At 32.0% G+C, this 12573-nt stretch carries 14 protein-coding genes and 1 other annotated feature; all 14 genes read left to right on the forward strand.

Annotated features, from left to right (window positions below):
* The first annotated feature begins 17 nt into the window (after positions 1–17).
* The 14 genes from DWW96_RS04425 (at position 18) to DWW96_RS04490 (ending at position 12340) form a co-directional block, all read left to right on the forward strand.
* Entirely contained in the window at positions 18–1109 is a 1092-nt protein-coding gene (locus tag DWW96_RS04425) for a histidine kinase (protein WP_022089576.1), read from the forward strand.
* Between the two features lie 3 nt (positions 1110–1112).
* Positions 1113–2558, forward strand: a complete 1446-nt coding sequence (locus tag DWW96_RS04430) for a response regulator (protein ID WP_022089577.1) — start codon at positions 1113–1115, stop codon at positions 2556–2558.
* Positions 2559–2568: 10 nt separating this feature from the next.
* A complete protein-coding gene (locus tag DWW96_RS04435) occupies positions 2569–3264 on the forward strand; it encodes an ElyC/SanA/YdcF family protein (RefSeq protein WP_022089578.1) in 696 nt (231 codons plus the stop codon).
* A gap of 101 nt (positions 3265–3365) precedes the next feature.
* Positions 3366–3620, forward strand: a binding site (T-box leader).
* A 179-nt stretch (positions 3621–3799) separates the two neighbouring features.
* Positions 3800–4984 carry a tryptophan synthase subunit beta gene (trpB, locus tag DWW96_RS04440; RefSeq protein ID WP_117909356.1) on the forward strand — a complete coding sequence of 395 codons (1185 nt, stop codon included), beginning with the start codon at positions 3800–3802 and terminating at the stop codon, positions 4982–4984.
* Positions 4977–5756: a tryptophan synthase subunit alpha gene (gene trpA / locus DWW96_RS04445; RefSeq protein WP_022089580.1), complete on the forward strand. Its 780-nt coding sequence runs from the start codon at positions 4977–4979 to the stop codon at positions 5754–5756. Before trpB ends, trpA begins: the two co-directional genes overlap by 8 nt.
* Before the next feature lie 130 nt (positions 5757–5886).
* Positions 5887–6387 carry an isochorismatase family cysteine hydrolase gene (locus DWW96_RS04450; protein ID WP_117909358.1) on the forward strand — a complete coding sequence of 167 codons (501 nt, stop codon included), beginning with the start codon at positions 5887–5889 and terminating at the stop codon, positions 6385–6387.
* A 307-nt stretch (positions 6388–6694) separates the two neighbouring features.
* The gene (rplU, locus tag DWW96_RS04455) at positions 6695–7003 is read left to right on the forward strand and encodes a 50S ribosomal protein L21 (RefSeq protein ID WP_022089582.1); all 309 of its coding nucleotides are present in this window, start codon (positions 6695–6697) and stop codon (positions 7001–7003) included.
* A gap of 30 nt (positions 7004–7033) precedes the next feature.
* Positions 7034–7357 (forward strand): ribosomal-processing cysteine protease Prp, encoded by a 324-nt coding sequence (locus tag DWW96_RS04460; RefSeq protein ID WP_022089583.1) that lies wholly within the window; start codon positions 7034–7036, stop codon positions 7355–7357.
* A 2-nt stretch (positions 7358–7359) separates the two neighbouring features.
* Positions 7360–7644, forward strand: a complete 285-nt coding sequence (rpmA, locus tag DWW96_RS04465; RefSeq protein WP_117909360.1) for a 50S ribosomal protein L27 — start codon at positions 7360–7362, stop codon at positions 7642–7644.
* Between the two features lie 101 nt (positions 7645–7745).
* A complete protein-coding gene (gene obgE, locus DWW96_RS04470) occupies positions 7746–9029 on the forward strand; it encodes a GTPase ObgE (protein WP_022089585.1) in 1284 nt (427 codons plus the stop codon).
* Between the two features lie 51 nt (positions 9030–9080).
* A complete protein-coding gene (gene yhbY, locus DWW96_RS04475) occupies positions 9081–9374 on the forward strand; it encodes a ribosome assembly RNA-binding protein YhbY (protein ID WP_117909362.1) in 294 nt (97 codons plus the stop codon).
* Between the two features lie 15 nt (positions 9375–9389).
* Positions 9390–10580, forward strand: coding sequence for a nicotinate-nucleotide adenylyltransferase (gene nadD / locus DWW96_RS04480; RefSeq protein WP_117909364.1), 1191 nt, complete (start codon positions 9390–9392; stop codon positions 10578–10580).
* Positions 10581–10682: 102 nt separating this feature from the next.
* Positions 10683–11021 carry a ribosome silencing factor gene (gene rsfS / locus DWW96_RS04485; RefSeq protein WP_117909366.1) on the forward strand — a complete coding sequence of 113 codons (339 nt, stop codon included), beginning with the start codon at positions 10683–10685 and terminating at the stop codon, positions 11019–11021.
* A gap of 14 nt (positions 11022–11035) precedes the next feature.
* On the forward strand, positions 11036–12340 hold the full coding sequence (locus DWW96_RS04490) for an alpha-amylase family glycosyl hydrolase (protein ID WP_117909368.1): 1305 nt from the start codon (positions 11036–11038) through the stop codon (positions 12338–12340).
* Positions 12341–12573: the final 233 nt, after the last annotated feature.

Below are 12573 nucleotides of genomic sequence, written 5' to 3' on the forward strand. Positions count from 1 at the left end.
TATGTTATGAGGAAAATATGAAAGAAGAAAAGCATGAAAACATAGATTTAGATGATTTAGAAGATATAAATGATATAGAAAGTTATCTAAATAATAAAAAAGAAAAAAAATATAAATCAATGTTCATGAAAACGTTTTGGTGGATTTTGATAATATACATATGTATATGTGTGGTCATGATTATGTTACTTATGGACAATGATTTGAACTCAAAAGAATGTGGATATATAGCCATAATCTTTATAATGTCTTCAGCGCTGTTTATTTCAGTTTCAATGCTTATTTTTAAAATTTTTCAGAGATTTAGAAAACTTTCTGCTAATTTCAATGAAATTTCATCTACAAATAATATGCATGTGCCTGAAGATGGAGATGACGAGATTGCTATGCTAGGGCATCAGATTAACGATATGGTAGATCATATAGAGCAGCTTAATAAAGAAAATGTTAAAAAGCAGCTGTTAATGAAGAATGTTGAGATTAAATCACTACAAAATCAGATTAATGCTCATTTTATGTATAATGTCTTGGAAAGCATAAAGATGATGGCGGAGATAAAAGGTGATTATGAAATATCTGATGCAATAACATCACTTGGTCAGATGTTCAGATATAGTATGAAATGGACTTCGGGTTTAGTTACATTAAGGGAAGAATTAGAATATGTCCAGACATATTTAAATCTTTTAAATTTAAGATTTGATTATGAAATATATCTTTCGCTAAATATTCCGGAACAATATATGGATATTGAAATTCCAAAAATGACTTTGCAGCCAATAGTTGAGAATTCAGTATACCACGGTATAGAGGATATGGCTGAAGATACTTCAATTTATATAAAGGTATATGATATTGTAGAAAAAAATATTCTGGCAATAGAAGTTTCTGATGCCGGTAAAGGTATGGACGAGGAAAAATTGAAAGAGATTAAAGTTAATCTATATTTGCCCCATGAAGATGATTCAAAGGAGCATGGTCGTGCGCTAAGGAACGTAAATGAACGAATTCAGATGTTCTTTGGAAAAGAGTACGGAATAGATATTTTCTCAAAGAAAGGGTTATTTACTAAAGTGGTTATTCAATTACCGTTAGAGAGGAAGCAGTAGCATATGAAGACATTAATGATTGTTGAAGATGAAAAACTGATAAGACAGGGTATTAAGTCCATGGTTTTACGTTCGGGTGTTGATGTAGAAGAAATAATTGAATGTAATAATGGATTAGCTGCTCTGGAAATATTAGAAAAACAAAATGTAGATGTTATGTTTACGGATATTAGGATGCCAAAAATGGACGGAATTTCATTAGTAAAAGAAATCCAGAAAATGACAAAAAAGCCATTGATTGCAGCTATAAGTGGATTTGATGAATTTGACTATGCAGTTGAAATGATGAGAAATGGTGTAAACGAATACATATTGAAGCCTGTTGACAGAGACAAGCTGGCAAAGGTTTTGAAAAAATTTGATGACATAATTACTGAGGAAAAAGAATCTTATGAAAAGCAGAGGCAGGTAGTATATCAGCAGATGCAGTATATGATGATATACGATAATGTTACTCATAAGGAAATGCAAAGTATAACTGAAATGGCAAGAGCGTATTTTCAGGTAAAAAACTTTGTGGTTTGTTGCTTTAGCTGCCCTGAAAGTGAAATTGATGATGAAATGGATGGAAAATATTATTATCTTGAAGGTAAGGATTCTCTTAACATTTTAATCGTAGATTCAGAGTATAAAGATGAAGTTCTAAAATCATTTGATAATTATTACATCGGAATAAGCAATGTATATTATAATCTTTTAGATTTGCGACAGGCATATCATGAAGCAGCAACAATGAGAAAAACCGCATTTGAAACTATGATTAAACGTGTGGATGCAGCTGAGTTTAGTAAACCTGATGAAGAATATGAATATGGTGTTAAATTTATGATGCAGACAGCTAATCTTATCTGTTCAAATAAATTAGATGAAGCTATTGAACAGTTAGAATCATTTGTTGATGGTGTTAAAGCCAGAAAATATTACATAAATGAATTTAAAGAACAAATGGAAATAATTCTTAATACAACTATTAAAGTGTATCAGAACACTCTTAAAGTTGGAGAAGATGATATTATGGAATTATCAGATATTTATAGTTTTCAGACAATAGATGAATATATGGAAGTTGTCAAACGCTGGATTAGAGGCTTTGATGAACTTGTAAGTACAGATATTGATGAGCATAAGGCAAATATCAAAATAAAAAATGCAATTAAATATATTCAGGAAAATTACGCAACTGATTTAAATATGGCAGTAGTGTCAAATTATGTTTCCATGAACTATTCTTTATTTTCTTTTACATTTAAACAGTATACAGGAACAAATTTTGTAAACTATTTAAAGGATATCAGAATTGGAGAAGCTAAAAAGTTATTAACTGATACAGATATGAAAATAAATGAAATATCTCAGGCTGTCGGTTATGAACATGAGAAACATTTCATGAAAACATTTAAGGCTATCACAGGACTTACACCGTCACAGTATCGAAATAATTTAGGCTAAAGGGACAGTTATGGGAAATAAGAAAATACTATTAAGAAAAATAATTTTAAGATTAATTATTGTGATGTTTATAATAATTGCATTTATAGTAATAGTTATTGCAGTAATTAACATATATATGAAATCAGTAACATCATCAAAAATTCTTAGTGTAGACGAATGCAAAGATATGGATGCAGACTGTATTTTAGTACTTGGAGCAGGTGTTGCACCAAGTGGAAAACCTACTTGGATGCTTGAAGATAGAATTTTGACGTCTGAAGAACTGTATAATGTTAACGCTTCGCCCAAAATAATTATGTCAGGAGACCATGGAAGAGTTTCTTATGATGAAGTTAATACAATGAAAGATTATGCTATAAATGATGGAATTCCATCAGATGACATCTTCATGGATCATGCCGGATTTTCAACATATGATTCTATGTATAGAGCTAAAGAAATATTTGGCGTAAAAAAAATCGTTATTGTAAGTCAAAAATATCATTTGACCAGAGCGTTATATATAGCGAAAAAATTAGGGATTGAAGCATATGGCGTGTCTGCAGATAAAAGAGATTATCTGGCTAAGCAAAAATATCGTGTATTTAGAGAGTGGATTGCCAGAGCAAAAGATTTCTTTAAATTGATATATAAACCCGAACCAACTTATTTAGGCGATAAGATTTCTCTTGAAGATAGCGGAGATATTACAAATGATAAATAGCATATTTGCACAAATAAATTCGTGAAAATTTACAATATTTTAAAATATAAATAAGTGTAACTTGACAAATGCATAAACAATGCATAAAATTAACACAAATTAATAAACCGATGAGCAAGGGTAAGTAGTTATCGGGACGATTTTTCAGAGAGTTGTCGTTTGGTGTGAGACAATAAATCTAAGGTAATGAATGGACTTGTGAGGGCAGTTCGAAACCGGATATTATGGAAGTAGTGCTGACGGATCTTCACCGTTATAGGAAGTAGCATATGTTGGTATGTGAATGAGTGAATGTGATACACATTAATTTGGGTGGTACCGCAGAAGTTTATGAATTTATAGCTTTTGTCCCTTTTGGGACAGAAGCTTTTTTTATTTTAAATTTCTTTTATGAAATATAACGTATCGCTAAAAAGAATAATGTGACTCGATAAAAGAGGGAATCTTTAATGGATGTACATTTTTACTTGAAACGTACCGATTCTGTATGAAAGATGGCTAATTCTTTCAGGCAGTCAATTGGAAAGGAGACACTATGAAAAAAGGAAGATTTGGAGAATTTGGAGGACAGTATGTTCCTGAAACATTAATGAATGCAGTTAAAGAAGTTGAAGAAGCATATGAGCATTACAAAAATGATCCTGAATTTGTAAAGGAACTTGATGGCTTAATGAAAAATTATGCGGGAAGACCATCTTTGTTATACTATGCAGAAAAAATGACAAAGGATTTAGGTGGGGCAAAAATCTATTTAAAGAGAGAAGATTTGAATCATACAGGTTCTCATAAGATAAACAATGTTTTAGGTCAGGTTCTTTTAGCTAAGAAAATGGGTAAAACAAGAGTTATTGCTGAAACAGGAGCAGGTCAGCATGGCGTTGCAACAGCTACAGCTGCTGCACTTATGGGAATGGAATGTGAAATCTATATGGGAAAAGTAGACACAGAGCGTCAGGCTTTAAACTGTTTTAGAATGGAACTTTTAGGTGCTAAGGTACATCCTGTAGTATCGGGAACAATGACATTAAAAGACGCAGTAAATGAAGCAATGAGAGAATGGACAAGACGTGTTGATGACACATTGTATGTTTTAGGTTCAGTAATGGGACCGCATCCATTTCCAACAATTGTACGTGATTTCCAGAGTGTAATCAGCAAAGAAATAAAAGAACAGTTAATGGAAAAAGAAGGAAAACTTCCTGATGCAGTAATTGCCTGCGTAGGTGGAGGTTCAAATGCAATGGGAGCTTTTTATAATTTTATAGAAGATAAATCTGTTAAATTAATTGGCTGTGAAGCTGCAGGGCTTGGTGTTGATACTCCTAAAAACGCAGCATCTGTTGCAAATGGAGCAATGGGAATTTTCCATGGAATGAAATCATTGTTCTGCCAGGATAAATATGGTCAGATTGCACCTGTTTATTCAATTTCTGCAGGACTTGATTACCCCGGAATCGGACCGGAACATGCAATGCTAAATGAAACAGGTCGTGCACAGTATGTTTCAATAACTGACGATGAAGCAGTTAATGCATTTGAATATTTATCAAGAACAGAAGGCATAATTCCGGCAATTGAAAGTTCACATGCAATTGCATATGCAATGAAGTATGCACCAACTTTAGATAAAGACAAAATAATTGTAGTTAATGTTTCCGGACGTGGAGATAAGGACGTAGCAGCAATAGCAAGATATAGAGGAGTAGAGATTTATGAGTAAGATACATGAAGCATTTGAAAATGGAAAAGCATTTATTGCATTTGTAACAGGCGGAGATCCTGATTTAGATACAACTAAGAAAATCATTAAAGAAATGGAAAAAGCAGGGGCAGATTTAATTGAAATCGGAATACCATTTTCCGATCCAATTGCAGAAGGCCCTATTATTCAGGAGGCAAATGAGAGAGCGTTGGCAAATGGATGTACAACCGATAAATTGTTTGACGCATTAAAAGATATAAAAGATGAAGTCTCGGTACCATTAGTATTTTTAACTTACATTAATCCAATTTACGCATATGACGTCGACAAATTTTTGGACAGATGTAATGAATGTGGAATACAGGGATTAATTATTCCTGATTTGCCATACGAAGAAAAAGATGAAATAGCAGATGAATGTAAAAATCATGATGTAGATATAATTTCATTAATTGCACCGGCATCTCATGACAGAATTAAAATGATAGCAAAGGAAGCAACAGGATTTATATACTGTGTTTCATCGTTAGGAGTAACAGGTGTAAGAAGTGATATTAATACTGATTTAGGAGGAATGATAAAATTAGTTCGTGAAACAACTGATGTTCCATGTGCTTTTGGATTTGGTATAGCAACGCCTGAGCAGGCAGAATACGTAGCTAAATATTCCGATGGTGCAATTGCTGGAAGTGCCATTGTAAAAATTGTAGCTAAATATGGAAAAGATTGTCTTCCATATATAAATGAATATGTAAAAAGCATGAAAGAAGCTGTAATGAAAGCTAATTAATGTTGCGTTTAAAGGAGCCGACGGATGACGTTGGTTCCTTTTTTACATTAACTAATCATTGGCATTGTATTAGAAAAATGTTAATATTAATAAAGATATTTACACTCTATATTACAAGGAGATATTAATTATGAGAAAAGCGCTTATAGTAATAGATATGCAATATGATTTTATAGACGGTTCTTTAGGGACAAATGAAGCACAAAATATATTGCCAAATGTAAATGATTTAATAGATAAAAAAGATTATGATAATTTATTTTTTACAAGAGATACTCATTACGAAAATTATCTTGATACTCAGGAAGGAAAAAATTTATCTGTAAAACATTGTATAAAAAATACACACGGATGGCAGATACACGATATATTAAATACGGATGGTGCAGAAATAATTGATAAAGAATCATTTGGATTTAATGGTTGGAAAGGTAAGTTAGATAATTTTGACGAAGTTGTTTTAGTAGGCCTTTGCACAGATATTTGTGTTATATCCAATGCACTTATTATTAAAGCATTTTATCCTGAAATAAAAATAAATATTGTCGAAGATGCAACAGCAGGAGTAACACCTGAATCGAAAGCAGCAGCTATTGCAACAGCAAAGTCTTGTCAGATTAATATAATATGATGCCGGGGTTGTTGAAATACGTAGCACGTAACAATCCGAAGACATTAAAGTTGTTTTTTGCCTGGCATCATAATATAATGGTAAATAAATTTTTAATGACATAATACTTTTTTATAATTTATCATGGACTAATGCTTTATTATTGGATGAAAAAATACTTACAGAAAATAAGAATAAATTTTTATAATGTGTTTGACATCCATATATCTATATGATAATATATATGAGTATGCCGCTCAGTGTGGTTATAAGTATTGCTTTATGCAATCACCGAAACTGGCGAGTAATGTTAAATAGGAGGTGCCGTATGTACGCAGTTATAGCAACAGGTGGAAAACAGTATAAGGTTTCTGAAGGTGAAACAATCAGAGTTGAAAAGCTCGGTGCTGAAGCTGGAAGCACATATACATTTGACCAGGTTCTTCTCGTAAGCGGAGACGAAGTTAAAGTTGGTGAACCTACAGTAGCTGGAGCTACAGTAGAAGCAACAGTTGTTGGCGACGGTAAGGCTAAAAAGGTTATCGTTTACAAATACAAGAGAAAAACTGGTTATCATAAGAAAAATGGTCACAGACAGCAGTACACAGAAGTTAAAATTGACAAGATCAATGCTTAATTTTAGTTAGAGTTTAGAAGGGATTATCTTATGACTAAGGTAACAATTTTTAAACAACAGGGTTTATATAAAGGCTTTGAGGTTAGTGGTCATTCAGGATATGCTGATGCAGGTGAAGATATTGTCTGTGCGGCTATTTCAGCTTTAACCATTAATTGCATTAATTCAATAGAAACATTTACTAATGATGAATTTTTATTGGATACAGATGAAGAAGCAGGGTTAATTCGATTAATTTTTTCATATAAACCTGGCAGTAAATCAGAATTGCTGATTGATTCTCTTGCCCTTGGGTTAAGGGAGATTGAAAACGAAAACAAAGAGTATATAACATTAGATTTTAAGGAGGTATAGCTATGATGAAGATGAACCTTCAGTTCTTCGCTCATAAAAAAGGTGTTGGTTCTACAAAGAACGGTAGAGATTCAGAATCAAAGAGACTCGGCGCTAAGAGAGCAGACGGACAGTTTGTAAAAGCTGGAAACATCCTTTACAGACAGCGTGGTACAAAGATTCACCCAGGTGTTAACGTTGGCCGTGGTGGTGATGATACATTATTTGCTACATCAGATGGTATCGTAAGATTTGAAAGAAAAGGAAGAGACAAGAAACAGGTTTCTGTTTATCCTGTAGCAGAATAATTAATGATTTCAAAGCTTCAAATCATTCGTGGTTTGAAGCTTTTCTTTTATATATAATTTTTGTAACTCTATTAATTTAGTTTGAGATGGAGGTATAAATAATGTTTGCAGATCGTGCACAGATTTATATTAAATCAGGAAAAGGAGGAGACGGACACGTTTCCTTTAGAAGAGAATTATATGTGCCAAATGGCGGACCGGATGGTGGAGACGGTGGCCGTGGTGGCGATATTATTTTTGAAGTAGATAAAGGATTAAATACTTTATACGAATTTAGACATAACCGCAATTACAAGGCTCAGCCGGGTGAAGATGGCGGTAAGAAGAATAAACATGGAAAAAATGGTGAAGACCTTATTATAAAAGTTCCTGAAGGAACAGTTATTCGTGAAGTCGAAACAGGTAAAGTTGTGGCTGACATGAGCGGAGATAATCAGCGCGTAACAGTTTTAAATGGTGGTCGTGGAGGAAAAGGCAATCAGCATTATGCTACACCTACTATGCAGGCCCCTAAATACGCACAACCGGGACAGCAGGCAATGGAACTTAACGTAATTTTAGAGTTAAAGGTTATTGCAGATGTTGGCTTAGTAGGTTTCCCAAATGTTGGAAAATCAACACTTTTATCACGAGTAACAAATGCGCAACCTAAAATTGCTAATTATCATTTTACAACATTAAATCCTAACTTGGGTGTTGTCGATTTGCCTGGGGGAAAAGGATTTGTAATTGCAGACATACCGGGACTTATTGAAGGAGCATCCGAAGGTGTAGGTTTAGGACATGAATTTTTAAGACACATTGAGCGTACAAAGGTAATTATTCATATGGTTGACGCCGCTTCTGTTGAAGGAAGAGACCCAATTGCAGATATTAAGGCAATTAATGCTGAATTAGAAGCATATAATCCTGATTTGCTTAACAGACCACAGGTAATTGCAGCAAACAAAATAGATGCAATTTATGGAGAAAGCAATACTATTATTGATGACATCAAGAAAGAATTTGAACCGGAAATTAAGGTTTATCCAATTTCAGCCGTAAGTGGTAAAGGACTCAAGGAATTGTTATATCATGTTAGAGAAATGCTTGATGAATTCGATGATGCCCCAACTGTATTTGAACAGGAATATGATCCAAAACAGTTCTTTGACAACGTAGAAGATCCTTATACAGTTGAAAAAATTAAAGATGGTTTATATTCTATAGAAGGTCCTCGTATTGAAAGAATGTTAGGATATACAAATCTTGAATCAGAAAAAGGTTTTGTATTCTTCCAGAATTTTATGAAGGAAAATGGTATCTTAGATGAACTTGAAGCATTAGGTATAACTGATGGAGATACAGTTAAGATATATGGACATGAATTTGATTATTATAAATAATGATTTTCAAAAGAAAGGAAATTCCATAGTAATGGAATAGGTGAGATAGATATGACAAGTAAGCAGAGAGCATATTTAAGAAAATTAGCTGCTACAATGGATCCGATTTTTCAGGTTGGTAAGTCTAGTGTAACACCTGAGCTTACAGAAGCAATTGACGAAGCACTTGCTAAGAGAGAACTTATAAAAATATCTGTTTTAAAGAACTGCTTTGATGATTGTAAAGAAGTCGGACAGGTTATTGCAGAACGTACAAAATCAACTTTAGTAGCTGTTACAGGAAGAAAAATCGTATTATACAGACCGGCTAAAGAAGAAAAGGATAGAAAAATAATTCTTCCGTAAAATTAAGGTGATTATATGAAAATTGGAATTATTGGAGGAACATTTGACCCATTACATGTTTCTCATATAAATATTGCCAGTGAAGCTAAGAAACAATTTGATTTGGAACAGATTTGGTTTATGTTATCACCTAATCCACCTCACAAGAATTCAGAAACAGTTAATTCTTTTGAGGTGAGATTTGAAATGCTGAATATAGGATTGAGAGATAATTGTTCGTTTATACCTTGTGATTACGAATATAAGAATGGCTACAGATATACGGCTGATACATTGACTTTTCTAAAAAAAGATTATCCTGATAATGAATTTTATTTTATTATTGGCAGTGATTCATTGATGAATATTGAATCATGGTATCACCCTGAAATTATTTTTTCCTGTTATACAGTACTTGTTGCAGCAAGAAATGATGGGTCAATGAAAAATATAAATGCAAAAATAACTTCTTTAAAAGAAAAGTATGACTGTAATATTGAAGTAATTTTTGTTGAAGCGACAGATATATCTTCGTCTGAAATAAGAATGCATTTGTCAGAACATAAAGATGAAATCCCAAATCAAATATACAAATATATTAAAGAACATAATTTATATCAAAATACAAATCAGGTGAAAAGAATGAATCCGGCTGAAATATTAGAAGATTTAAAGAAAGAACTTAATCCACACCGCTATGAACATACAATAGGTGTTGCAAATACAGCAAAAAAGATGGCTGAAGCATTGGGTGAGAATCCTAATACGGCATATCTTGCAGGAATACTTCATGACTGTGCTAAATGTATTCCAGATGAAGAAAAAGTTAAATTGTGTAAAGATAACAACATCGAAATAACTGATATGGAAATGAAGAATCAATTTCTTTTGCATAGTAAAGCGGGTGCCGTTCTTGCTAGAAATAAATACGGAATAAATGATGATGACGTTTTATCAGCAATAACATTCCATACAACAGGAAAGCCTAATATGACTTTATTAGAGAAAATTATTTTCTCGGCAGATTATATTGAGCCGTCAAGAAATCAGGCACCAAATCTTGATTATTTACGCAAAATTGCATATTCAGATATTGATTTAACTGTATATACAATTTTGAGAGATACACTTAACTATTTAAAATCAAAAGGTAATTCCACGGATAATATTGATGTAAATACATGTAAGGCATATGAATTTTATAAAAATGTTATAGAGAATAGATAAATTAATCATATTTGGATTACTAATTATAATTAATTTGATAGAAATATTATTTTTAAATAAAACAGTTATCTTGATTTATAATATAATTACGGAGGAAACAATATGGAAATCAGAGAGATGGCTAAAATAGCCTATGACGCGTTAGATGATAAAAAAGGTGTAGATATTACAGTACTTGATATATCTGAAATTTCTACAATGGCTGATTATTTTATTATTGCCAGCGGAAACAATGATAATCAGGTAAGGGCAATGGTAGATAATGTTGATGAAGAAATGCATAAAATCGGCAAAAATCCCACTCATATCGAGGGGTATAGAAGTGGTGACTGGGTATTAATGGATTATGAAGATATTATTGTCCATGTATTTAATAAAGACAATCGTTTATTCTATGATTTAGAGAGAATCTGGCGTGACGGAAAAGTTGTTGAATTATAAAAGAGGTGATATACATGTGGGCATATGAAAGTGTATTTTATCAGATTTATCCACTTGGATTTTGTGGTGCACCATTTGAAAATGATGGTGTATTAGAGCATAGAATCAATAAAGTTTCAGAGTGGATTCCACATATTAAGAAACTTGGAGCAAATGCAATTTATTTTTCTCCTTTATTCGAATCAGATACACATGGTTATAATACAAGGGATTATTGCATGCTCGATAAACGATTAGGCACAAATGAAGATTTTAAAAATATTTGCCAAGAGCTCCATGAAAATGGTATAAAAATTGTTTTAGATGGTGTATTTAATCATGTAGGACGAGGATTTTATCAATTTCAGGATGTCTTAAAGAATAGAGAAAATTCCAGATATAAAGATTGGTTCCACATCAGTTTTGAAGGAAATTCCAATTATAATGATGGACTTTGGTATGAAGGCTGGGAAGGTAACTATGATTTAGTTAAGTTAAATCTTGGAAATGAAGAAGTAGTGCAGCATATACTTAATGCAGTCAAATTTTGGATTGATGAATTTGATATTGATGGAATAAGGCTTGATGTAGCTTATTGTCTTTCACCTGAGTTTCTGCATAGATTAAGAAATTATTGTGATGGATTAAAAAATGATTTCTTTTTGGTTGGTGAAATGCTTCATGGAGATTACAATCAGCGAATGAATGATTCAATGTTACATTCAGCAACAAATTATGAGTGCTATAAAGGTTTATATTCAAGTTTTAATTCTATGAATATGTTTGAAATATGCCATTCTTTAAACAGACAGTTCGGACCCGAAAATTGGACTTTATACAAAGGAAAGCATCTATTTTCATTTGTAGATAATCATGACGTAACAAGAGTTGCAAGCATACTAAGTAATGAAAATCATTTGCCATTGATTTATACATTGATGTTTGGAATGCCTGGAATTCCTTGTGTTTATTATGGAAGTGAATGGGGCGAAAAAGCTGATAAAAGTCAGGGAGACCAAGCTTTGCGTCCTTCATTTGAACAGCCAATTGAAAATGAATTGTTTAAGCACATTTCTAAATTAGCTGATATTAAGAAAAATTCAACTGCATTAAATTACGGAGATTTTTCTACTATTTTACTTACAAATAAGCAATGTGTAATCAAAAGATGTGTTGATACAGAGACTGTATTAGTTTGCATTAATGCAGATGAAAATAATTTTTATGCTAATTTTAATGTTTCAGCAAATTGCATTGATTTGTTGACTAATAAAGAATTAAGAGTAGCAAATGGTTTTGAAATGAAAGCTTATAGTTCATATATTTTGAAATTAGTTTAAGAATAGTCTTAAATTATAAAATATTTTATTTATAATTTAAAATCACTTATAATTTGCTTATAAATTTGATTATTAGGTTAAACCTGGTATTATATAAAATGAATAATAATTCATTATTTTGAAATTGTTCATAATTTTGTTAAAAAATGATTTTATTATATTAAATGTACAAATGGCTAAATTAAATTTTATTGCTTAATTTTGTAATTGAAATTTTAAATTTGTATACAATT

The organism is Eubacterium sp. AF17-7 (assembly GCF_003461285.1).
Lineage (GTDB): Bacteria > Bacillota > Clostridia > Lachnospirales > Lachnospiraceae > Eubacterium_U > Eubacterium_U album.

Excerpts from the sequence above, each read along its gene's own strand:
- DWW96_RS04425 (WP_022089576.1), top strand. The coding sequence starts at position 18 with ATGAAAGAAGAAAAGCATGAAAACATAGATTTAGATGATTTAGAAGAT.
- DWW96_RS04430 (WP_022089577.1), top strand. The coding sequence starts at position 1,113 with ATGAAGACATTAATGATTGTTGAAGATGAAAAACTGATAAGACAGGGT.
- DWW96_RS04435 (WP_022089578.1), top strand. The coding sequence starts at position 2,569 with ATGGGAAATAAGAAAATACTATTAAGAAAAATAATTTTAAGATTAATT.
- trpB (WP_117909356.1), top strand. The coding sequence starts at position 3,800 with ATGAAAAAAGGAAGATTTGGAGAATTTGGAGGACAGTATGTTCCTGAA.
- trpA (WP_022089580.1), top strand. The coding sequence starts at position 4,977 with ATGAGTAAGATACATGAAGCATTTGAAAATGGAAAAGCATTTATTGCA.
- DWW96_RS04450 (WP_117909358.1), top strand. The coding sequence starts at position 5,887 with ATGAGAAAAGCGCTTATAGTAATAGATATGCAATATGATTTTATAGAC.
- rplU (WP_022089582.1), top strand. The coding sequence starts at position 6,695 with ATGTACGCAGTTATAGCAACAGGTGGAAAACAGTATAAGGTTTCTGAA.
- DWW96_RS04460 (WP_022089583.1), top strand. The coding sequence starts at position 7,034 with ATGACTAAGGTAACAATTTTTAAACAACAGGGTTTATATAAAGGCTTT.
- rpmA (WP_117909360.1), top strand. The coding sequence starts at position 7,360 with ATGATGAAGATGAACCTTCAGTTCTTCGCTCATAAAAAAGGTGTTGGT.
- obgE (WP_022089585.1), top strand. The coding sequence starts at position 7,746 with ATGTTTGCAGATCGTGCACAGATTTATATTAAATCAGGAAAAGGAGGA.
- yhbY (WP_117909362.1), top strand. The coding sequence starts at position 9,081 with ATGACAAGTAAGCAGAGAGCATATTTAAGAAAATTAGCTGCTACAATG.
- nadD (WP_117909364.1), top strand. The coding sequence starts at position 9,390 with ATGAAAATTGGAATTATTGGAGGAACATTTGACCCATTACATGTTTCT.
- rsfS (WP_117909366.1), top strand. The coding sequence starts at position 10,683 with ATGGAAATCAGAGAGATGGCTAAAATAGCCTATGACGCGTTAGATGAT.
- DWW96_RS04490 (WP_117909368.1), top strand. The coding sequence starts at position 11,036 with ATGTGGGCATATGAAAGTGTATTTTATCAGATTTATCCACTTGGATTT.